This is a genomic window from Nocardia sp. NPDC004718, from assembly GCF_053601535.1.
Map to the genome: position 1 here is coordinate 1 of NZ_JBSGCA010000080.1, position 22,011 is coordinate 22,011.

General features: G+C 68.5%; 15 protein-coding genes and 2 pseudogenes. 4 read left to right on the forward strand and 13 right to left on the reverse strand.

Features of this window, described 5'->3' with window-relative positions:
* Nucleotides 1-101 precede the first annotated feature (101 nt).
* Together ACWEH3_RS33530 and ACWEH3_RS33535 are read right to left on the reverse strand one after the other, a co-directional pair.
* Nucleotides 102-931 (reverse strand): annotated as a pseudogene (locus tag ACWEH3_RS33530) (TIGR03619 family F420-dependent LLM class oxidoreductase).
* Nucleotides 928-1,380: pseudogene (locus ACWEH3_RS33535) on the reverse strand (SDR family NAD(P)-dependent oxidoreductase); the annotation flags it as partial. The pseudogenes ACWEH3_RS33530 and ACWEH3_RS33535, both read right to left, overlap by 4 nt.
* Here ACWEH3_RS33535 and ACWEH3_RS33540 point away from each other — a divergent pair.
* Nucleotides 1,340-1,600, forward strand: a complete 261-nt coding sequence (locus ACWEH3_RS33540) for a TetR/AcrR family transcriptional regulator (protein ID WP_450025346.1) — start codon at nucleotides 1,340-1,342, stop codon at nucleotides 1,598-1,600. The pseudogene ACWEH3_RS33535 and the gene ACWEH3_RS33540 overlap by 41 nt on opposite strands.
* A 134-nt stretch (nucleotides 1,601-1,734) precedes the next feature.
* On the opposite strand, the gene ACWEH3_RS33545 is transcribed toward ACWEH3_RS33540, so the two are convergent.
* The 9 genes from ACWEH3_RS33545 to ACWEH3_RS33585 all read right to left on the reverse strand — a co-directional run bounded on the left by ACWEH3_RS33545 (nucleotide 1,735) and on the right by ACWEH3_RS33585 (nucleotide 11,028).
* A complete protein-coding gene (locus ACWEH3_RS33545; protein WP_450025344.1) occupies nucleotides 1,735-2,967 on the reverse strand; it encodes a vWA domain-containing protein in 1,233 nt (410 codons plus the stop codon).
* Nucleotides 2,964-3,608, reverse strand: a complete 645-nt coding sequence (locus ACWEH3_RS33550) for an SRPBCC family protein (protein WP_450025342.1) — start codon at nucleotides 3,606-3,608, stop codon at nucleotides 2,964-2,966. The genes ACWEH3_RS33545 and ACWEH3_RS33550 overlap by 4 nt, the downstream gene beginning before the upstream one ends.
* 13 nt (nucleotides 3,609-3,621) lie before the next feature.
* Complete coding sequence (locus ACWEH3_RS33555) at nucleotides 3,622-4,509, reverse strand: AAA family ATPase (RefSeq protein ID WP_450025340.1); 888 nt, start codon at nucleotides 4,507-4,509, stop codon at nucleotides 3,622-3,624.
* Entirely contained in the window at nucleotides 4,506-5,099 is a 594-nt protein-coding gene (locus tag ACWEH3_RS33560; RefSeq protein ID WP_450025338.1) for a nucleotidyltransferase family protein, read from the reverse strand. The genes ACWEH3_RS33555 and ACWEH3_RS33560 overlap by 4 nt, the downstream gene beginning before the upstream one ends.
* The gene (locus ACWEH3_RS33565; RefSeq protein ID WP_450025348.1) at nucleotides 5,096-5,989 is read right to left on the reverse strand and encodes an XdhC family protein; all 894 of its coding nucleotides are present in this window, start codon (nucleotides 5,987-5,989) and stop codon (nucleotides 5,096-5,098) included. Before ACWEH3_RS33565 ends, ACWEH3_RS33560 begins: the two co-directional genes overlap by 4 nt.
* A 26-nt stretch (nucleotides 5,990-6,015) precedes the next feature.
* Nucleotides 6,016-8,406, reverse strand: coding sequence for an aerobic carbon-monoxide dehydrogenase large subunit (locus ACWEH3_RS33570; RefSeq protein ID WP_450025336.1), 2,391 nt, complete (start codon nucleotides 8,404-8,406; stop codon nucleotides 6,016-6,018).
* A complete protein-coding gene (locus ACWEH3_RS33575; protein WP_450025334.1) occupies nucleotides 8,403-8,921 on the reverse strand; it encodes a (2Fe-2S)-binding protein in 519 nt (172 codons plus the stop codon). Before ACWEH3_RS33575 ends, ACWEH3_RS33570 begins: the two co-directional genes overlap by 4 nt.
* A 2-nt stretch (nucleotides 8,922-8,923) precedes the next feature.
* A complete protein-coding gene (locus ACWEH3_RS33580; protein WP_450025332.1) occupies nucleotides 8,924-9,814 on the reverse strand; it encodes an FAD binding domain-containing protein in 891 nt (296 codons plus the stop codon).
* Between the two features lie 80 nt (nucleotides 9,815-9,894).
* Nucleotides 9,895-11,028: an XdhC family protein gene (locus ACWEH3_RS33585; RefSeq protein WP_450025330.1), complete on the reverse strand. Its 1,134-nt coding sequence runs from the start codon at nucleotides 11,026-11,028 to the stop codon at nucleotides 9,895-9,897.
* Nucleotides 11,029-11,092: 64 nt separating this feature from the next.
* Here ACWEH3_RS33585 and ACWEH3_RS33590 point away from each other — a divergent pair, with 64 nt between their 5' ends.
* Complete coding sequence (locus ACWEH3_RS33590; protein WP_450025328.1) at nucleotides 11,093-12,049, forward strand: LysR family transcriptional regulator; 957 nt, start codon at nucleotides 11,093-11,095, stop codon at nucleotides 12,047-12,049.
* A 441-nt stretch (nucleotides 12,050-12,490) separates the two neighbouring features.
* Here the strand turns inward: ACWEH3_RS33590 and ACWEH3_RS33595 are convergent, their stop codons facing one another.
* The gene (locus ACWEH3_RS33595; protein WP_450025326.1) at nucleotides 12,491-13,468 is read right to left on the reverse strand and encodes an ADP-ribosylglycohydrolase family protein; all 978 of its coding nucleotides are present in this window, start codon (nucleotides 13,466-13,468) and stop codon (nucleotides 12,491-12,493) included.
* Nucleotides 13,469-13,880: 412 nt separating this feature from the next.
* On the opposite strand from ACWEH3_RS33595, the gene ACWEH3_RS33600 reads away from it, so the two are divergent.
* Both ACWEH3_RS33600 and ACWEH3_RS33605 read left to right on the forward strand, forming a co-directional pair.
* The gene (locus ACWEH3_RS33600; RefSeq protein WP_450025324.1) at nucleotides 13,881-14,540 is read left to right on the forward strand and encodes a TetR/AcrR family transcriptional regulator; all 660 of its coding nucleotides are present in this window, start codon (nucleotides 13,881-13,883) and stop codon (nucleotides 14,538-14,540) included.
* Nucleotides 14,541-15,389: 849 nt separating this feature from the next.
* The gene (locus ACWEH3_RS33605) at nucleotides 15,390-20,846 is read left to right on the forward strand and encodes an ATP-binding protein (RefSeq protein WP_450025322.1); all 5,457 of its coding nucleotides are present in this window, start codon (nucleotides 15,390-15,392) and stop codon (nucleotides 20,844-20,846) included.
* A 182-nt stretch (nucleotides 20,847-21,028) separates the two neighbouring features.
* Here the strand turns inward: ACWEH3_RS33605 and ACWEH3_RS33610 are convergent, their stop codons facing one another.
* Nucleotides 21,029-21,913, reverse strand: a complete 885-nt coding sequence (locus tag ACWEH3_RS33610) for a universal stress protein (protein ID WP_450025320.1) — start codon at nucleotides 21,911-21,913, stop codon at nucleotides 21,029-21,031.
* Nucleotides 21,914-22,011: the final 98 nt, after the last annotated feature.

Genomic DNA, 22,011 nt, shown 5'->3' on the forward strand with positions numbered 1-22,011 from the left:
CTGTGGGCACTGCTGCGCGACGGACGTGAATTCAGCCTCGACACACCCGCCCCGACGACTGCTGCGGCTTGACACGGTCATTGAGAGTCCCTTCGTCGGTGTCAGAGCGCGCCGGCCAAGGTGTGCAGTGCGGCGAGCTGGTCGCAGTAGTGGTCGGCGCCGGAGGCGTGAATCGCGCAGTTGACGACGGTGGCTCCGGCGTGACGCAGTCGGATCAGGCGGCGTCGTACGTCCTCGGGGTCGGCGATCGGGTCCAACGCGCGCCCTGGGTTGAGCACCACCTCGAACCCGTCGGGCAGTGTCACCGATCGCAGGTGATCGGCGAGCGCGTCGGCGGACAGCCCGAAAGGCGCCCAGCCGCTGCCGGATTCGACCGCCCGGCGTAGCGATCGGCGCGTGCGGCCACCCACCCAGATCGTCGGCTCGGCGGAAGTGGCGTGCGGTTCGATGACGAAGCCGTCGACTTCGCGTTGTCCCCAAGCGGCGCGCAGAGCCGACAGCCTCTGGTCGGCGATGGTGCCCCGCGCGTTCCACTCGGCTCCGAGCAGGGCGAATTCCTCGGACAGTGAGCCGACCCCGACGCCGAGGACGACTCGGCCCCCGCTGAGCCGGTCGAGCGTGCCGTAGCGTTTCGCCAGCGCCAGCGGGTGGTGATAGCCGAGGACGAGAACCGAGGTCGCCAACCGTATGCGGGTGGTCCTCGCCGCCAAGAACGACAAACTCGCCAGGGGGTCCCAGTACGTCGATCCGCGCACCGCCGCGGCCTCGGGGGGCACGCCGACATGCTCGGAGCAGGTCAGGTGATCGAATCCGAGATTGTCGGCGGCTTCGGCGATCCGGGTGAGTTCCGCCGCACCGCCGGTGGCCTCCCACGGCGCGGCGATGCCGGGGACCTCTGCACCAGGATGGGAGTGGACAGTCCGATTCTCATTCGCTGCCCTGTGCGGCAAGACCGATCAGGCGGCGCATCGTCCGGTCGGCGCGCAGCACGGCCGCGGCGCGATCGGGATCGTTGCGTTGCGCGGCGGGGCGCTCGTGTCCGGCGACGATGTGCACCGGTCCGTGTCCGAGCATCGCCAGCCCTTCGGCGGCGACATCGTCGGGTTCCGATACCGGCATGCCGGGGATGTCGAAGTCGAGACCGACTCGCTCCATCGCCGGTGTCCGGGTCACGCCGAGCACGAGTTCGAGCACATCGACGTCGTGGTCGCGCAGTTCGAGCCACAAGCTCTCGGCGAAGATCCGCCCGAACGCCTTCACGCCGCCGTACACCGTGTGTTGCCGTGATCCCAGGTAGCCGGCCAGCGACCCGACCAGCAGGATTCCGCCGCGCCGCCGGGTGCGCATCGCACGGCCGAAGTGCGCGGTCAACGCCAGCACGCGTCGTCGCGCCATCCTTCGCGCGGCCGCGCGGCTGGGCAGTGAGCGCGGGCTCGAGCACGTCCAGATGTCCGATGTCGCGGCCTCGGCGGGCGTCGCGCTGGGCACGTTGTATCGCTATTACCCGTCCAAGCACCACCTCTTCTCCGGTCTGCTGGAAGCAGGCACCGGTGTACTCGGAGAACCGGGGGATCCCCATGGTCTCCTCGGCCCGCCGTAGATCCGCAACGGCATAAGCAACACGAAGTCGATGCCACGCGGCACCGACCGTCTGCCATAGGAGTGGTGGACGTTCTCCACTTTCATCAGGTCGCCGATCCGTCTGGTTTGCGCCACCGCAAGGTTTCTCGATGATCACGGGGACGGGATCGGGTATCGACCTGGGTCGGCGGACACAGACGACGATGCCAGAATCCGAACGAACGCGTGTATCTCCGCAAGAGTGTGCGCGGGCATCATGGTGTCGCAGAACGGCAGGGCTGCCGCCATCGCGCCAGTGGCCGGCTGGAACCCGGACTCGCCCGCACGAGGATTGAGCCAGATGACGCGCCAAGCCCGGCGTCTGATCCGGGCCATCGCACGGGCCAGGAGATCGGGAGTGTCGCTGTCCCAACCGTCCGAGGCGATGACGACGACGGCGCCGCGCACCGCGTTGCCGGACGGAGTCGCCAGCAGTGTGCCGAGGCATCGGCCGATGTGCGTGCCGCCATAGCGGTCGAGCACCTTGTCGTTGGCCCGGGCCACCGCCACCTCCGGGGAACGGTGCGCGAGCACGGGGGTAAGCCTGGTCAGGGAAGTGGAGAAGGCGAACGCTTCGGGTCGATCGGACGAACGGCGTTGCATGGCGGCCCGCATCAGGTGCAGGTAGATCGTCGAATACGGTTGCATGGAGCGGCTGACGTCGCAGACCATGACGATCCGGCGCGGGCGACGCCGGGGACGGGTGCGGACCAGCACCGCCGACTCCCAGCCGGTGCGGCGCGAGTGGTTCATCGTCGCCCGGAAGTCGATCCGCTTGCCGTGCGGATCACTTTCCCGGCGCGTGCTGCGGCGCTGCGGCCAGAATGCCGCTGCCTGTTCCAGCCAGGCGCCGATCGTTCGCAGATCGTCCGGATCGAAGCCGGCGAACGGTTCTTGCTCCCGTGCGGCGAACCGGCTCGGCAGCACATCCGGCAGTGCCGGAGCCTGGTCGGTGGACCGGTCGGCGCCGGTTGCCGATCGTGGCGTCGCCCAGGGAACGTCACCGCCGTGCCGAGACCGCCCCCGGCCGACTGTGCCCGGCGCCGACGCGCGTTCGGCCGGTAGCCCGTGCGTTCGGCTCGCCGGGTCCACACCCAGCACCGCGTCGGCGAACACCGCCGCGAAGACCGCGTCGAAGGCGGCGAGATCTTGCATGCGATCGACGAGCGTCAGTCGCATGGCCCAGTAGAGTTCGGTGCGCGAGCGGGGTGCCATGCGACGCCAGGCTTGCACGAACAGCGCGGGACCGCTCGGCGCCACCGCGACGCCACTTCCCCGTAGTCGCGCGACCACCGCGACGGCGAACGCCGCCAGATCCACGCCGCGCAGCAGTGCCGCCCGCGTCATAGATTCGTGCGTATCCGCTTGCGCAGGAAGATTATTCCGAGCACTGTCGCGAGCACGAACACGACCGCGGGCGCATACTTTTTGATCATCGCGGGTCCCATGAGTTCGACAAGGTCCAGCGGCGCGGGCTCGGGTGGCGCCACCGGCTGCGCTGCTCGGCGGTCCGGCTCGGCTACCGGCGCCACCGAGGTCTCCTCGGCAGCCGCGAGCTTCGTTTCCAAGGACGCGACGAACTGACCCATCATCTTCTCGGACACCTGTTGCAGCATTCCGCTGCCGAACTGGGCGAGTTTGCCGACAACCTTGAGGTCGGTGTCGACGGTGACCCGGGTCCTGCCGTCGTCCGCGCGCAGCCGTGTGGTGATGGTCGCGGCGGCGTTCCCGGATCCGTGCGAATCCCGGCCGCGCCCGCTGATGACGGCACGATGGTCGTGTTCGTCGCGCTCGACGAACTGCGCTCTGCCGGTGAATTCGCTGGTCACCGGGCCGACTTTGACCTTCAATCTGCCGAGGAAGTCGTCTCCCTGCCATCCGACCATCTGTGCGCCGGGCAGGAGCGGGACGACCTGTTCGAGGTCGGTCAGTACCTCCCATGCCTGCTCGACGGGTGCGTTCACGGTGAACTCGTTGGCGATCTTCATTGCGGCATCCCTCTCATCCGGTAGCCAGGTCTCGCGTGTATTCGGCGAACGCCTCCCGCACGGTCGCGCGGTCGTCGGGTGTCTTCGCCAGCGCGCTGAGTGCTGCGACCGCCTCCGGCGCGACGAGATCGGCGACATCGAGCGTCGCCAACGCGGCGATCCAGTCGATGGTCTCGGCGACGCCGGGCGGCTTGTCGAGATCGAGACCGCGAGCGTGCGCGACGAACAGGGTGGCATGTTCGATCAGCGCGTCGGTCGCCCCGGGCACGGTGCGTCGCACGATCGCCACCGCGCGGGACGGTTCGGGGTAGTCGATCCAGTGGTAGAGGCAGCGCCGCCGCAGCGCGTCGTGCAGGTCTCGACTGCGGTTCGAGGTCAGCACCGCGAGCGGCGGCCGCGCGGCGGTGAAGGTGCCGAGTTCCGGCACGGTCACCGCGGCCTCACCGAGGAATTCCAGCAGCAACGCCTCGAATTCGTCGTCGGCACGGTCGATTTCGTCGACCAGCAGCACCGGGGGCGTCGGACCGCGATAGCGGACACAGCGCAGGATCGGACGGTCGACCAGGAATGCCTCGGTGAACAAGTCGGCTTCGGTGAGGTCGGCGCCGCGGGCTTCGGCGAGCCGAATGCTGAGCAGCTGACGTTGGTAATTCCAGTCGTACAGCGCTTCGTTCACGGTGAGGCCCTCGTAGCACTGCAGGCGGATCAGCGGAGCGGCGAGCACGGCGGCAAGGGTCTTCGCCGCGGTCGTCTTGCCGACTCCCGGCTCACCTTCCAGCAGTAGGGGCCGACCCAACGTGGTGGCCAGATAGAAGGCGGCGGCGGTACCGGTGTCGAGCAGGTAGTCGTCGGCGTCGAATCGCCGGACCACGTCCTCGATATCGGCGAACGGCGAGATCATGGCGTGGTCGAGGCGCGCAGGCGCTCGTAATCGGCCCAGGTGTCCACGTCCAACGGCGCCGCTGCGTCGACGTCGAGCCGGGACACCGGGACGCGGCCCGACTCGATGATCTTCCAGACCGCCTTGTCGCCGTGCAATCGGGCCAACTGGCCGAACAGACCGCGGGGCAACCAGAACGGATGCCCGACGCCGTCGCGGTAGCCGCAGACCGTGATCGCCGCGGTCGTCGCATCGGCGATCAGTCGTTCGACGGTCGCGGCAGACAGACCCGGTTGATCACCGAGCATCAGCACGATTCCGGGAGCCAGGGGATGTACCGAGCCCAGGGCCGAACGCAACGACGAGGAACAGCCCGAACCGAAGTCGTCGGCCACGACCACCTCCACCCCGGTGAGATCGACCTGCTGCCGGACCGCCGCGGCCGCCCCGCCGAGGGTGACGATGATCTGATCGAAACCGCAGGCTCGAACCGCGTCCAGTGTGGCGCCGAGAAGTGTCTTGTCGCGGTATGGCAGTAGCTGTTTCGGTGTGCCGAGACGCCGTGAGGTTCCCGCCGCGAGTACGACCCCGGTGACGAATCCGTTTGTCATGAGCCCGTCTTCGCCTCGGCGAAGGAAGTGCGGCAGCCGGAGCCGCAGAACCAGTAGTCGATGTCGTCGACGGTGAGATGTGGTGTGTCCGGCCCGACCACCACGGTCATACCGCACACCGGATCGAGCGCCTCGAACGCGACGCTCGACAGGCGAACCGGGACGGCCAAGCCGCCCTTGCGGATCGCCTGGATCACTTCCGCGACGATCGAGACGGCGATCTCCGCCGAGGTCTTGGCGCCGATCGGCAGGCCCACCGGGGTGCGCACGCGCATCTGCTCGGCGTCGGTCAAGCCGAGCTCGTCCAGAATCGACGCTCCCCGGATCTTGCTGGCCACCAAACCGACATACCCCACACCCGAGTCGAGCGCGGCGCGGATCGTCTCGGCTTCCGGGCCGCCGTGGCTCGCGATCACCACCGCGGTCGTGTCGGTCAGCGAATCCGGGGAGTCGGCTCCGCCGGCACCGCGCCGCACATCGAATCCCACCAGCGCGCACATTTCGGCCAGTGCGTCCGCGATCGGTGTCGCGCCGCAGATGCGCACCAGAGGCGCCGGAACCTGCGGCTCGAGGAATATCTCCAGCGCTCCGCCGGACAGACAGGGATTCACCACCACAGCCGCGCCGGGGGCTTCGGGAAATTGCAGGTCGCCGTCGGGCAGCACGCGCAGCAGCACGCTCTCGTTCGATTGCAGGGCGCCCAGCGCGGCCTTGCGGACCGAGTTCTGGGCGCACTGGCCGCCGACGAATCCTTCGATCGTCCCGTCCTGCAACAGGATCGCCTCGTCCCCGGCATGCGCCGAGGTCGGCTGCTGCGCTCGGACGACGGTCGCGTGCACGAACGGAGTCCGGGTCCGAACCAGTTGCTGTGCACGCTCGGTCATCTTCATCGGTGTTCCCATAGCTGCCACCCCACTCAGACGGGCGGTGTGGCCCGGCCCTGCATCGCTTCCCAGACCCGCGACGGCGTCAGCGGCATGTCGGCGTGCCGAACCCCGTAGGGCGCCAACGCGTCCACCACCGCGTTGACCACTGCCGCCGGTGATCCGACGGTCGCCGATTCGCCGATACCTTTCGCGCCGATCGGGTGGTGCGGCGAAGGAGTGACCGTGTACCCGGTCTCGAAATGCGGAACCTCGAGCGCCGTCGGGATGAGGTAGTCCATCAGGGATCCGCCGAGGCAGTTGCCGTCCTCGTCGAAGGCGATGATCTCCATCAGCGCCATGCCGATGCCGTCGGTGATGCCGCCGTGCACCTGACCCTCGATGATCATCGGATTGATCCGCGTCCCGCAGTCGTCGACGGCGAGGAAGCGCCGGACCTTCACCACGGCCGTCCCCGGGTCGACATCCACGACGCAGAAGTACGCGCCATAGGGGTAGGTGAGATTCGCCGGATTGTAACAGATCTGCGCGTCGAGTCCGCCCTCGATGCCTTCCGGCAGATCACCCGCGCCGTGTGCTCGCATCGCGATCTGCTGGATCGTGACGGCCGCGGACGGGTCGCCTTTGACGTGGAACAAGCCCTTCTCCCACTCCAGATCCGCGACGGACACTTCGAGCATGCCGGAGGCGATGATCCGGGCCTTGTCGCGCACCTTCCGCGCCACCAACGCGGCAGCGGCGCCGGAGACCGGCGTCGAGCGGCTGCCGTAGGTGCCGAGGCCGAACGGGGTCTGATCGGTGTCGCCGTGGACGACGTCGATGTCGTCCGGCGGTATCCCGAGCTCCTCGGCGACGATCTGGGCGAACGTCGTCTCGTGTCCCTGCCCCTGGGTCTGCACCGACAGCCGCACAACGGCTTTGCCGGTCGGGTGGACCCGCAGCTCACACCCGTCGGCCATCCCGAGCCCGAGGATGTCCATATCCTTGCGCGGTCCCGCGCCGGCGGCTTCGGTGAAGAAAGCCATCCCGATGCCCATCAACTCACCGCGGGCGCGCTTTTCCCGCTGCTCTTCGCGCAGGGCGTCGTATCCGATCATGTCCATCGCCAAGCGCATGGTCTTCTCGTAGTCACCGGAGTCGTAGACCCAACCGGTCTTGCTGGTGTACGGGAACTGTTCGGGCCGTAGCAGATTGCGCAGCCGCAGCTGCGCCGGATCCATCTTCAGTTCCTGTGCGAGGCAATCCACCAACCGCTCGACGAAGTAGACGGCCTCGGTGATCCGGAACGAGCACGCGTAGGCGACGCCGCCGGGGGCCTTGTTCGTGTAGACCGCGGTCATCTTGCAGTAGGCGGCCTCGATGTCGTAGCTGCCGGTGAAGACACCGAAGAAGCCGGCCGGATATTTCAACGGTGCGGCCGTGCCGTTGAACGCGCCGTGATCGGCGAGCACGGTGGACCGGATGGCCAGGATCTTGCCGTCGGCGTCGGCGGCGATCTCACCGAGCATGATGTAGTCGCGGGCGAACCCGGTGCTGGTCAGGTTCTCGCTGCGATCCTCCATCCATTTGACCGGTTTGCCCAGTAGCAGCGACCCGACGATGGCGCAAACATATCCCGGGTAGATGGGCACCTTGTTGCCGAACCCGCCGCCGATATCGGGTGCGATCACCCGGATCTTGTGCTCGGGCAGCCCGGCCACCATCGCGTAGATCGTGCGATGGGCGTGCGGCGCCTGACTCGTCGACCACAGGGTGAGCTTGCCGGTCACCGGATCGAGATCCGCGACGGCACCGCAGGTTTCCATCGGGGCGGGATGCACGCGCGGATAGACGATCTCCTGCTCGACGACGACGTCCGCGCGGGCGAACACCGCCTCGGTCGCGGCGGCGTCACCGGTCTCCCAGTCGAAGCAGTGGTTGTCCCGCTTGTCCTCGAGATCATCTCGGATCACCGGCATCTCGGGCGAGAGCGCGGTCCGGGCATCGATCACCGGAGGGAGCATGTCGTACTCCACGTCGATGAGTTCCAGCGCGTCACGCGCGGCGTAGCGGTCCTCCGCGACGACGAAGGCCACCTCCTGGCCTTGGAACCGGACCTTGTCGGTCGCCAGCACCGCCTGCACATCGTTGGAAAGCGTCGGCATCCAGGCCAGTCCCTTGGCGGCGAGGTCCGCGCCGGTGACGACCGCCTTCACCTTCGGATGCGCCTGTGCCGCGGAGACGTCGACGCTCACGATCCGCGCGTGCGCGAACGGCGAACGCAGGATCGCCATATGCAGCATGCCGGGCAGTTGGACGTCGTCGACGAAATTCCCGCGTCCGCGAATGAACCGGGGATCCTCCTTACGGAGCATCCTGCCGTGCCCGCACGGCTTGCGGTCGTTGTCGACGCGGTCTTCCGGCCGGGATTCGACGGCGGTCATGATGTGCTCCCTACCGGCGCCGCGGTGGGTGCGGGTTCTGGCTCCGCCGCTTCGCCCCGTTGCTTCGCCGCGGCCCACTGGATCGACCGCACGATGGTGGTGTATCCGGTGCAGCGGCAGATCTGGCCGGAGATCGCCTCCCGGATGGTCTGCTCGTCGGGATCCGGGTTGCGGTCGAGCAGTGCCCGGGCCGTGATCATCATCCCGGGCGTGCAGAATCCGCACTGCAGCCCGTGACACTGCATGAAGCCTTCTTGCACGGGATCGAGCTTGCCGTCGACCTCGAGTCCCTCGACGGTGCGCACCGAACGCCCACCGGCCATGACGGCCAGCATCGTGCACGACTTCACCGGTTCGCCGTCCACCTCCACCACACAGGTGCCGCAGTTGCTGGTGTCACATCCCCAGTGGGTTCCGGTGAGCCGCAATTGGTCTCGTAGAAAGTGCACGAGCAGGGTGCGCGGTTCGACGTCGGCGGTCACCTGCTCGCCGTTGACGGTCATGGTTACCTGCATGGCTAGTTCCCTCTCAGCGCGGGATCGTTCAGTACGCGCTCGACCGCGGTGCGCAGCGCGCGAATCGTCAGTTCGGAGGCGAGGTGGCGCTTGTAGTCCGCGCTGCCACGCGAATCGGAAGCGGGTGAGCACGCCGCGCTCGCCCGGCGGCCCACCTCCGCGAAGACCTCTTCGGTGGGCGGCTCACCGATGAGCAGGCCCGACGCGGCGGCCAATGCGGCGGGATCGGGGTCGACCGCGGTCAGGCCGATCCGTGCGGCCGCGATCGCACCGTCGCGCAGTGTCACCGTCGCGCCTGCCGCCGCGATCGCCCAGTCGCCGACCCGGCGCTCCACTTTCCGGTACGCACTGGAAGTCCGATGCCGCACCGGGATTCGGATCTCGATCAGCAGCTCGTTTCGCGTCATGGCGGTCTCGTACGGGCCGACCAGGAAGTCGTCCATCGCGATCTCCCGGTCGCCGGACGGTCCGCGCACCAGGCAGGTGGCGCCGAGAACCGTGCAGACCGTGGTCAGATCTTCGGCGGGATCGGCCTGGCACAGCGAGCCGCCGATCGTGCCGCGGTTGCGCACGACCGGGTCGGCGATCACGCGCTCGGCGTCACGGAAGATCGGGCACACCGCGGCGAGATCGTCGGATTCGAGCAGATGCCGGTGCCGCACCATCGCGCCGATGCGCACCAGGGTCGGATCGGTGACGATATAGCCCAACTCGGCAGCCAGGTCGTTGATGTCGATGAGATATTCCGGATTGGCCAGGCGCAGTTTCATCATCGGCAACAGGCTGTGCCCGCCCGCGATGATGCGCGCCTCCTCTCCGAGCCGGTCCAGGAGTCCGACGGCGTGATCCACGCCCGTCGCGCGCTCGTATTCGAATGGTCCGGGCACCTGCATGTGACCCACCTCACATTCATGGGGAGAAGCTCAGCTTCTGCGCCGCTGAACTGCGGGTCAAGGCCGGATTAAGTAATCACTTAATCGGCTGTCGGCCCGGTGTGGTGAATCCGTCCGCCGGTTCCGGTCAGCGAACGGCCGTGCCCGCCCCAGCGCCGCGCGATGATCTCGGCCGCGATGGACACCGCCGTCTCTTCCGGCGTCCGGCCGCCCAGATCCAGCCCGATCGGGCTGGCGAGCCGGGCGAGTTGCTCCTCCGTGAGGCCCGCCTGCCGCAGGCGGGCCAGCCGCTGGTCGTGCGTGCGGCGCGACCCCATGGCGCCGACATAACCGATCCGCGGCGCCCTCAGGGCCACCTCGAGCAGCGGAACGTCGAACTTGGGATCGTGGGTCAGCACGCAGACGACGGTCCGCGCGTCGACCGCGCCTGCCGCGATCTGCGCGGCCAGGAAGCGGTGCGGCCAGTCGACGACGACCTCGTCGGCGGTCGGGAACCGGGCCGATGTGGCGAAGATCGGCCGCGCGTCGCATACGGTCACCCGGTATCCGAGAAATGATCCCTGCTGCGCCACGGCGGCGGCGAAATCGATGGCCCCGAACACCAGCATCCGCGGCTGCCTGGCATGACTGGCGACGAAAACCGCCATGCCCTCGCCGCGACGCTGCCCGTCCGGGCCATAGGACAGCACCTCGCTGCGGCCCGCCGCGAGCAACCCGGCCGCGTCATCGATCACCGCGTCGTCGGTGCGCGCCGACCCCAGCGTGCCGCGCGCGTCACTCGGCCGGATCAGCAGCCGCCGCCCGATCCGGCCGGGGTCCGGGTGCTCGATGACGGTCGCGATCGCGACCGGCCGGTGCTCGGCGATGTCCGCGGCCACCTCGCCGAGTTCCGGAAACGTCTTCCGGGAGATCGGTTCGACGAAGATGTCGATGACGCCGCCGCAGGTTAGGCCGACGGCGAACGCGTCGTCATCGGAGAACCCGAACCGCTGCAACACCGGAAGACCGGTGCGCACGACATCGGTGGCGAGTTCGTATACCGCGCCTTCGACGCAGCCGCCGGAGACCGAACCGCCCACCGTCCCGTCCGGGGCGACGACCATGGCGGCGCCTGGCGGTCGCGGCGCCGAACGGAAGGTGCGCACCACCGTCGCGACCCCAGCCGTGCCCCCGGCGTTCCACGTTGCCATCAGATCCGTGAGCACGTCCTGCATGATGCGTCCTCCGGGCGCGATACGGCGGTAGGCACCGCGTCCACCTCCAAACTAGACTCGGATCGTGACGCCCGCCCAGCTTCGGGCCTACTCGACCGTGGTGCGGCTCGGCTCCGTCCATGCGGCGGCCAGAGAGCTGGGGATGTCCGACGCCGGTGTCTCGTTGCACATCGCCCAGCTGCGCAAAGAGCTCGACGACCCGCTGTTCACCCGCGCCGCGGCGGGGCTGGCCTTCACGCCCGGCGGATTGCGCCTGGCCAGCCGGGCCATCGAGATCCTCGGACTGCAACGACAGACCGCGATCGAGGTGAGCGAAGCCGCGCACGGCCGACGGCTGCTGCGCATCGCGGCATCGAGCGCGTTCGCCGAACATGCCGCGCCCGGCCTCATCGACTTGTTCGCGGCGCGGGCGAAGGATCTGGCGGTCGAGCTGAGCGTGCACCCCACCAGCCGGTTCCGCGGTCTGATCGAGACCCGTGCGGTGGACATCGCGCTCGGGCCCGGGCCGGAGAACGCCGACACGGCCATCGCCGCCCGGCCGTTCCTGAAGTATCAGATCATCTCGGTCGCCCGCCCCGACAGCCCTGTGGCGGGCACCGCCGCACATCCGGCGCTGCTGCGGGAGCAGTCGTGGATGCTGGGTCCCAGCGCGGGCAGTGTGGACGGGCACATCGCGACGATGCTGCGCGAGTTAGCCGTACCCGAATCCCATCAGCGGATCTTCCAGAGCGACGCCGCCGCTCTGGAAGAGGTCCGCCGGGTCGGAGGCATCACCCTGACGATCGGTTTCGCCGTGGCCGCCGATCTCGCGGCCGGTCGGTTGATCCACGTCAAGGGACCGGGGCTCCAGGTATCCGACGAGTGGTGCGCCACCACGTTGCCGCCCGATTCCCGCCAGCCCGCGGTGTCGGAACTGCTGCGCTTCATCACCACCCCGCGATGCATCCAGGCGATGATCCGTGGGTCCGGCGTGGGCGTCACTCGGTTTCGCCCGAAAGTGCATGTGACCCTGTGGAGTTGAAACCGCGCCTGCTGCGCGCCGTTGGCGGCATGCTTCGCCTCGAGTCCGCGCGACGACCGGCCGCAGCGGCCTCGATGGCGGAGTCGCTGTTTCGCGGCGCTGGATTGGCCGCAGAATCTCGGGCAGTACGAGGCCTGCCTGGAGCGTTTCCTTCGCCGGATGCCCGTGGAATCCGATGCGCCCGCCTGGACCGCGCCCGCGCCGGAGCGGGGTCACGCAGGTGAGGTCACCGATCGGATGTGCCACTTCTTCTGGCCAAGGGCGCCCGTGGGCGCAGGACATCGCTCACGGCACCGCATGATCGGCGCTGCTCGGTTGAAAAGCTCTGCGACCACATGACTCTGGGCCGCGACCGGCGCGGCGGGCGCCAGGGTAGGGGAGGAAGTACGACGGGGGAGTGGCGTCTTGGTGTTGCCGATCCACGGCGTCAGCTGGTTGTTCTCACGACGCGCCGGATAGCCACTTCCGGACGCGGCCGGAAACAGAATCTTTGCGCCGTGGTGGTCGGCGGGTGGGGTCGAACCAGCCGGGCAACGGTTCTCGCGCGGCGAGCCAGGTCCGCGGCACTCCTGCGAGCGGGCCGGGGCGCGTGTCGGTGCCGGTGTGGGCGGCGACGATTCCGCCGACGATGGCGCTCGTGGTGTCGATATCGCCGTCTGCCGCGATACACGTGGTGATCGCGGCCGGGTAGTCGTCGAGATGCGTCGCCGCTACCCAGATCGTGAACGGCACCGTGTTCTGCGCGGTGACCAGGGATCCGTTGCCGAGTTCGTCCGCGGCCTCTTTCGCGGAGGCCTCGAGCAGACCGAGAGCACGGCGAATCTGGCGGGTCGTCTCGCCGTCGTCGAGGCGGTCGAGGACGCCGGTGATGAAATCCGCTGGCGTAGGCTTACTTCCGCGCAGGCGAGCGTGAGCGGCCTGACCGGCCGCGAGCGCCACCGCGACCGCGCCGAGGACGCCTTCCGGATGCAGATGCGTCACCTGCGCCGACCGCGCCGCTTCGGCGGCGATCTTTTCCGGATCGCCGGCGTAGAAGGCGCCGAGCGGAGCGACCCGCATGGCCGCACCGTTTCCACAGGATCCCTGGTGGTCGAACACGGCTCCGGCCGCCTCCCGCCAGTGCACGCCGTCGCGGATTCGGCGCAATGTGGCGACCGCCAGGAAGCCGTAGTCACGGCTCGGGTCGAATCGGCGCGCGAAGGCGGCGGCGAGCCGATCCTGGTCGATCCCACCGCGACCGATGAGTTCGGCAACCACGGTGCAGGCCATTTCGGTGTCGTCGGTCCACCCGCACTGCCGGGCCGGGAGATTGCCGGCCCGAAGGTCCGGAATCGACCGGCCCATGATGGGAAATTCCGCCCCCAGCGCGTCTCCCACGGACAGTCCATCGAGTGAATCGAGCATCAACTCAACATGCATCGCGTCTGATGGTAACCATCCGAAACGGCGGCGCATGCGAATGCGGAGGCTGGGCCGTACCTGCACCGACATAGCGCTGACGGCGGAACGCCCAGCTGGGTGACAAGGGGGACTCCGCTCCCGTCGGGCACCGCGGGAAGAATTGCATGTTCATACTTAGATATGCGCATTGAAACATCTATCAACGGTAGAGCGGTTGACGGCAGTGCGGAGCTTGTCCTAGCCTCGGCGCGGTGAACATTGCTCACTCGACGGTCGTTGACACCTCCGTCTCGTGTTCGCGAGATCTGGACGGCCTCCGCTTCGTAGATGTCCGTCGGGTGGCTCGACGAGTCGGATGTGTCGATGACGTGGGAGGTGGCGCTCGCCGCGTCCTTGGGCCTGATCGCGGCGCGGGATCGGGGCGATAGTGATGATCAAGCGCGGGTTGACCCGGGATCGTTTGGCCGACATCGCTCACGATTACGTCTCGGAGAACGGTCTGGACGCGCTCACGATGCGACGGCTGGCAGCCGCGGCGGGGGTGACGCCCGGTGCGTTGTACAAGCATTTACGGGACCGGAAGGATCTCCAGCGTGCGATGGCCGACACCATTTTCCGGGCCGTCGACCTGTCGGATATCGACCTCGGCAACCCCGATGTCGCGCAGACGATGATCTGCTGTCACCGTATTCGTGCGGCGATACTTCGTTTTCGTGAGGGAGGGCGCGTCGTCGCGGGCTCGTACTCGCCTTCGCCGGAGACCATCAGAGTCTCCAGTACGCTGACGACACTCCTCCGCGGTGTGGTTCTGCCGCAGTTCGGCGTCGGCGAGATCGTTTTGGTATTGCGTTCCTACATCACGGGTTTCGTCATCGAGGAACAGGCCTATCTCGAACTGAGCAACGCGGGCGAGTGGGATTCCCTGGTGGCGCGGATTTCGACCGGTGATCATGCTCGGCAGGAGGGCGCCGACGATGTCCTCGCGATCATGACCGGTGATCGGGATCTGAGGTTCACCGCCGGATTGCGCGCTGTTCTCTACGGCAAGGTTCGAGATTCGGCGAACATCGCTGCGCCGGTTCATAATTGACCGCGGTGTCGGCTTCGTCCGAATCGACGGGCGCGGTTGCGTCATGGCTGATCGGCTCAACCGGTTCGCGGTCTGTCCGGACGTCGCGCGTCGGCGAAGGCGGTCCGCTTCATGCGCATCTGTGACCTGTGGGATCCCGATCGTCACCCTGGTCGGCGCGCCAGGCCTCCTACCGGGTGCGGGGTGGCAGCGCGACGGGGTGGATCGGCATCCGAGCCTTTGTATGCCTACGGATGGCCGAGGTGGGGAAGATCGCGATCGGAACGCGCGACGGCGGGCGCGCCGAGTCCCGGGCTCCGTACCCCGGGTGAGGAGGTGAACCCGGGATGGCCGCGCGGTTCCTCGTCACGAGGTCTTCCGGTGGGTCGCGAAGTGGCAGCTTTCCCGGTTGCGAGAGGGGAGACATCTGCGAGAGGGGAGACGCGCCGGTCGCGTGCAGGTTCCGACTCCATCGCTCTCGGCACTCGCTAAAATATTCGAAACCGACCAGTAATTCGCGTTTCTGGTTTCGTAGCGGAATCCGACGACGCGAGCGTACGCGAGGCGAAAAGATTGACGCGGCACCGGCCTGCCTCTAACCTTCGCGTGGTGAACGATGCTTACCATGCGGCGTCGGGGTGGCCGTCGCAGGTATCGCCATCTCTGCGACCGACGGCTGCCGGATCACTCCACGCTTACCTGACCGTCGCAGTCGGCAGCGGGCTACCCGGCGCGCCTGCCCCGCACCCGCGCGACGATACGGCCGAGTAACCACCGGACAGGTGTAATTCCACCGACCGGATGTGCGACAAAGGGTATTCACCCTTTGCCCGTCGACCGGGCCACAACTTCGGAGAGGAAGGACGGCGAGTGTTCAGCCGCATCGCCATTGTGAACCGGGGAGAGGCCGCCATGCGCCTCATCCACGCGGTCCGAGACCTGGCCGCGGAAACGGCACGTTCGATCGAGACCATCGCCTTCTACACCGATGTCGATCGCAACGCGACGTTCGTGCGCGAGGCCGACATCACCTATGACCTGGGGCCGGCCTCCGCGCGACCGTACCTGGATCTGAAGGCGCTCGAACGCGCGCTGGTGGCGACCCGGGCCGACGCCGCGTGGGTCGGCTGGGGCTTCGTCGCCGAAGATCCGGCGTTCGCCGAGTTGTGCGACCAGATCGGCGTGACCTTCATCGGTCCGGATGCCGAGGCGATGCGCAAACTCGGCGACAAGATCGGCGCGAAGCTCATCGCCGAAGAGGTCGGTGTACCGGTCGCGCCTTGGAGCCGCGGCCCGGTCGAGACCGTCGACGACGCGCTCGCCTCCGCCGCCGACATCGGCTACCCGCTCATGCTGAAAGCGACCGCGGGCGGCGGCGGGCGCGGTATTCGCGTGGTCACCGACGAGGCCGAGTTGGTCGACGCTTACGAACGCACCCGGCAGGAGGCCGCCCGCGCGTTCGGCAGTGGTGTGGTGTTCCTCGAACGGCTCGTCACCGGCGCTCGCCATGTCGAGGTCCAGGTGATCGCGGACGGTCAGGGCACCGCCTGGGCGCTGGGTGTGCGGGACTGCTCGGTGCAGCGGCGCAACCAGAAGGTCATCGAGGAGTCCGCGTCACCGGTGCTGCGGCCCGAGCAGGTCGCCGAACTCAAGGCCTCGGCCGAGCGCCTGGCGGTCGCGGTCGGTTACCGCGGCGCGGCGACCGTCGAGTTCCTCTACCACCCCGGGGACGAGCTGTTCGCGTTCCTCGAGGTCAACACCCGTCTGCAGGTCGAGCACCCGATCACCGAGCAGACCACCGGTTTCGACCTGGTTCGCGCGCAACTGGCGGTGGCTTCCGGTGAACGGCTCGAGGGCGAGCCGCCCGCCGAGCGTGGGCACGCCATCGAAGCGCGGCTCAACGCCGAGGATCCCGACCGCGACTTCGCTCCCGCGCCGGGCCGGATCGCCCGTTTGGACCTGCCCGCGGGTCCGGGTATCCGGGTCGACACCGGCGTCAGCGAAGGCGATGTCATCCCCGCCGATTTCGATTCGATGATCGCCAAGATCATCGCTTACGGTCGCGACCGGTCCGAGGCGCTGGGCAGGTTGCGCCGGGCCGTCGGGCAGACCCGGGTGATCATCGAGGGCGGCGCGACGAACAAGAGTTTCGTCCTCGAACTGCTGGACCAGCCCGAGGTGATCGACGCGAGCGCCGACACCGGCTGGATCGACCGGGTGCGCGGACAGGGTCGCCTCGTCTCGCACCGCAATTCCGCCGTCGCGCTCGCGGCCGCCGCCATCGACGCCTACGAGGAAGAGGAACGGGCCGAGCGGGACCGCCTGCTGTCCACCGCCGCGGGCGGTCGTCCCCTGGTGCAGCATCACGCGGGCCGACCGCTCGACCTCAAATTGCGCGGAGTCGGCTATCGCGTGCGCGTGGCTCGTACCGGCGCGCATCGGTTCCGCATCGGCATCGAGGCGGGCGAGGACATCCGCACCGCCGATGTCGACCTGGTCCGCTATGACCGGCATTCCGGCCAGATCGTGGTCAACGGCACCGCCTTCCGCGTCACCGCGGGCACGCACGGGCCGATCCACGTGGTCGACGTCGACGGTGTGACCCATCGGGTGAGCCGGGACGAGGGCGGCGTCGTCCGGTCACCCGCACCCGCGCTCGTGGTCGCCACGCCGCTGCAGGTCGGCGACGAGGTCGAGGCCAACGCGCCGCTGCTGGTGCTGGAGAGCATGAAGATGGAGACGGTGCTGCGCGCACCGTTCAAGGCGCGGCTGAAGGAATGCGCCGTCTCGGTCGGTACCCAGGTGGAGACCGGGGCACCGCTGCTGCGGCTGGAGCGCCTGGTCGATGACGCGGTCGAGGAGACCGCGGCCGTCGGGTCGGTCGAACTGGACCTGCCCGCCGGGGATGCGCAGGCTCATCCGCACGAGCGGCTCGTCCGACGGTCGCAGGACCTGCGCGGCCTGTTGCTCGGTTTCGACGTCGATCCGCACGACGACCGCCGGGTCCTGTCGGATTACCTCGATGCCCGCCGGATCGCCGTCGCGGACGACCGCAGGCCGCTGGCGGAGGAACTCGAGCTCATCGACGTGTTCACCGACCTCGCCGAGTTGAGCCACAACCGGCCGTCGGGTGAGGACGCCCAAGGGCATGTCCACAGTGCCCGCGAGTACTTCCACACCTACCTGCAGAGCCTGGACGTCGAACGGGCCGGACTGCCGGAATCGTTCAAGAGCAAGCTCGCGCGGGCGCTCGGCCACTACGGCGTGTCCGATCTGGAACGTTCCCCCGAGCTCGAGGCCGCGGTCTTCCGGATCTTCCTCGCCCAGCAACGCACCGACACCGTCGCGGTCGTGACGGCACTGCTGCGGGAGTGGCTGGGCGAGCGGATGCCCGATCGAGCCCTGCGCGAACCGGTCGGTCTGGCACTGGAACGGCTGGTCGCCGCGACCCAGGTGCCTTTCCCCGTCGTCGCCGATCTCGCTCGCGGTCTGGTGTTCGGCTGGTACGGCCAGCCGCTGCTGCGGCGCAATCGCGCCCGCGTGTACACCAACGTCCGCCGGTCCCTGCGGTACCTGGACACCCATCCCGACGCCCCCGATCGCGCGGAGCGTATCTCCGACATGGTCCGCAGCACCGAACCGCTGGTGCGGTTGCTGGGCCAGCGGCTGGTCCGGGGCAGCGACGACAACACGGCGATGCTCGAGGTGCTGACCCGCCGGTACTACGGCAACAAGGGGCTCACCGGCGTCCGCACCCACGATGTCGACGGATGCCGCTACCTGATCGCCGACCGCGACGGTGCGAGCCTGGTGTCCGCCGCGGTGCGCTTCGACGCGCTCGGCGCCGCGGTGCGCGGGCTGGCCGAACTGACCGGCGACGCGGTGTCGATCGACGCCGACATCTATCTCAGCTGGGAGAAGCAGCCCGCCGATTTCGACGCCATGGCCGCGGCCTTGCACTCGGTGCTCAGCGCGCAGCCGCTGCCGAAGCAGGTGCACCGGATCACCGCGACGGTCGCGGGCAGCAACGGCGCGGTCATGCATCACCACTTCACCTTCCGCCCGTCGGCCACCGGCCCCGCCGAGGAACGGCTGATCCGCGGCCTGCATCCGTACATCGCGCAGCGGATGCAAATGGAGCGGCTGCGCAAGTTCGATCTCACCCGCCTGCCGTCGTCCGACGACGAGGAGATCTATCTGTTCCGGTGCGTCGCGAAGGACAATCCGGCCGATGACCGGCTGATCGCGTTCGCCCAGGTGCGGGACCTGACCGCGCTGCGCGAACACGACGGACGGCTGCTCGCGCTGCCGACCGCCGAAAGCACGATCGCCACCTGCCTCGACTCGATCCGCCGGGCGCAGTCGCGGCGGCCGTCGGCGAAGCGGCTCAACACCAATCGCATCGTGATGTACGTCTGGCCGCCGCTGGATGTCACCCGCGCCGAGCTCGAGCGGATCGGCGGCCATGTGCTGCCGACGACCGCGGGCGCCGGACTCGAAGAAATCGTGCTCATCGCGCGGGAACGCGACGCGGACACCGGCGAGTTGGTGAAGGTGGCCATCCGGATCAGTTTCGATGCCGCGGGCGGCACCGTGGTGACCTTCGGCGAGCCGTCCGACGAACCGATCGAACCGCTCGACGCCTACCGGCAGAAGGTGCTGCGCGCCGCGGGCCGCAATGCGGTGTACCCCTACGAACTGACCGGCCTGCTCGGCAATTTCACCGAATACGACCTCGACGGCGACCACACGCTGGTCCCGGTCGACCGGCCGAAGGGGCGCAACACCGCCGCGATCGTCGCTGGCGTCATCACCACGGCCACCCCGAAGCATCCGGAGGGCGTCACGCGGGTGGTGCTGCTCGGCGACCCGACGAAAGCATTGGGCGCGCTGTCGGAACCGGAGTGCAGGCGGGTGATCGCCGCACTGGACCTGGCCGAGCGCCTGGAGGTGCCGCTGGAGTGGTACGCGCTGTCGGCGGGCGCTCGCATCTCGATGGAATCGGGCACCGAGAACATGGACTGGGTGGCGGCCGCGCTCAAGCGGATCGTCGAATTCACCCAGGCGGGCCGCGAGATCAACATCGTGGTCGCGGGCATCAACGTCGGAGCCCAGCCGTACTGGAACGCCGAGGCGACCATGCTCATGCACACCAAGGGCATCCTGGTGATGACGCCGGATTCGGCCATGGTGCTCACCGGTAAGCAGGCGCTGGACTTCTCCGGCGGCGTGTCGGCCGAGGACAACTTCGGCATCGGCGGCTACGACCGGGTCATGGGTCCGAACGGACAGGCGCAGTACTGGGCGCCGAACCTGGCCGCGGCGCGCGACATCCTGATGGCGCACTACGACCACACCTACATCGTCCCCGGTGAGCAGGCGCCGCGGCGGTCGCAGACCAGCGATCCCATCGATCGCGACATCTCCGATTTCCCGCACGTCCTGGCGGGCAGCGACTTCGCCACCGTCGGCGAGATCTTCTCGGCCACCGCGAATCCGGACCGGAAGAAGCCGTTCGACATCCGCACGGTGATGCGCGCGGTCGCCGACCAGGACCACCCCGTGCTGGAGCGCTGGGCGGGCATGGCCGACGCCGAGACCGCCGTCGTGCAGGACGCGCATCTGGGCGGAATCCCGGTGTGCCTGCTCGGCATCGAGTCCCGGGGCGTGCCGCGGCACGGTTTTCCGCCCACCGACGGCCCGGACACCTACACCGCGGGCACGCTGTTCCCCCGATCGTCGAAGAAGGCCGCGCGGGCGATCAACGCCGCGAGCGGCAACCGGCCACTGGTGGTGCTGGCGAACCTGTCGGGCTTCGACGGGTCGCCGGAGTCGATGCGCAAGTTGCAGTTGGAGTACGGCGCCGAGATCGGTCGTGCGATCGTCAACTTCGACGGTCCGATCGTGTTCTGCGTGATCTCCCGCTATCACGGTGGCGCGTTCGTCGTCTTCTCGAAGGCGTTGAACCCGAACATGACCGTCCTGGCGCTGGAAGGATCGTTCGCCTCGGTGCTCGGCGGCGCGCCCGCCGCGGCGGCGGTGTTCTCCGGTGACGTCGCCACCCGCACCACGGCCGACCCGCGGGTGCAGGAGCTGGAGGTGCGCGTCGCCAACGCGTCCGGTACCGATCGCGCCACGCTGAGCGCGGAACTGGACGAACTGCGCTCCTCGGTGCGCGCGGAGAAACTCGGTGAAGTGGCCGCGGAGTTCGACCGCATCCACAATATCCAGCGCGCTGTCGAAGTCGGCTCTGTCGATGCGGTCATCCGCGCCGATGAACTGCGGCTTCGCGTCATCGAAGCCATCCAGGAGCGCCTGGACGGCTGACGGCGGCGGGCTGCGTCCTCGGTGGGCGGCGGCTGGACGGTCGGTTGTGCTCGATAGCGGCACAATCGGATCGGCAGTCGTCGCCCGCCGTCGTGTGCGGCCTCTGCTACGCGCCCACGGCTGCCCGTGGTGCACCGTGATTCGGAGCGTTGCCGGTCCGTCGATCGCGGTGGCGGTGCCGCCTATCGCCGATTGCGGGGGTGCCGCGCAAAGCTCGCCGGTCTGGTGACGATCACCGGCACCTGCGCCCCGTGTAGTACGGCTTTACTGACCGAACCGAGCGGCATCGCGGAGAATTCGTCGTGCCCGCGGCTGCCCACGACGATCGACCGCGCTTTCTCGCCCGCCTCGAGCAGTCGCCTGGCGGGGTGGTCCTCGACCACGACACGCCGAACCGTCACCTCCGGATACGCCTCGCTGTACCCTGCCAGGCTCCGGTCGAGCAATCCCTCGCCGCCCTCCCGTGATTCGATGAGCGAGCCGGGGAAGCCGGACAACGCGTGCACCGCGACGAGACCGGCGCCGCGAAACGCGGCCTCGTCGAATGCCAATGCGACGGCCGCCGCGCTGCTCGTGGAGGCGTCGACGCCGACGACGACAGGCCCGTCGCCGTGCTCGACGCCACGGGGAACGACGGCAACGGGGCATCCCGCCTGCCGCGCCAGCGCGGTGCTCAGCGATCCCAGCATCGCGCGGCTGAACGCGCCGAGGTCATGGGCGCCGACCACGAGCAGCCGCGCGGTCTCGGATCGGCGGCGCAGAGCCGGAACGGGAGCGGCGTTGGTCAACTCCGCGGTCACGTCGATCCGATTGATCGGAGCGGATTCGGCGATGGCCGTGGCGTACGCGATCTCCAACGCGTCCGGGCCGCCCCACCGATAGCTGCCGGGGACGGACGGCCCGAACTCGACGCCGGAACCGTGGTCGCCGAGGCCGCCGGTCAGGTAGACGAGGTGCAGCGGTGCGTGGCGGTGGGCGGCGTCGATAGCGGCCCAGCGCACGGCGGCAAGCGCCACCTCGGAACCGTCGACACCCGCCAGGATCGGAGCCTTGCTCGAAGTGAACATGGGTGCTCCCTAAGTTTGTAGGTGTCTGGGGTTGGTGCCCTGGATGCCCAGAGCGGTGGGGTGTAGCTGATGGTTGCTTGCCGTTGGTTTGGCTCCGA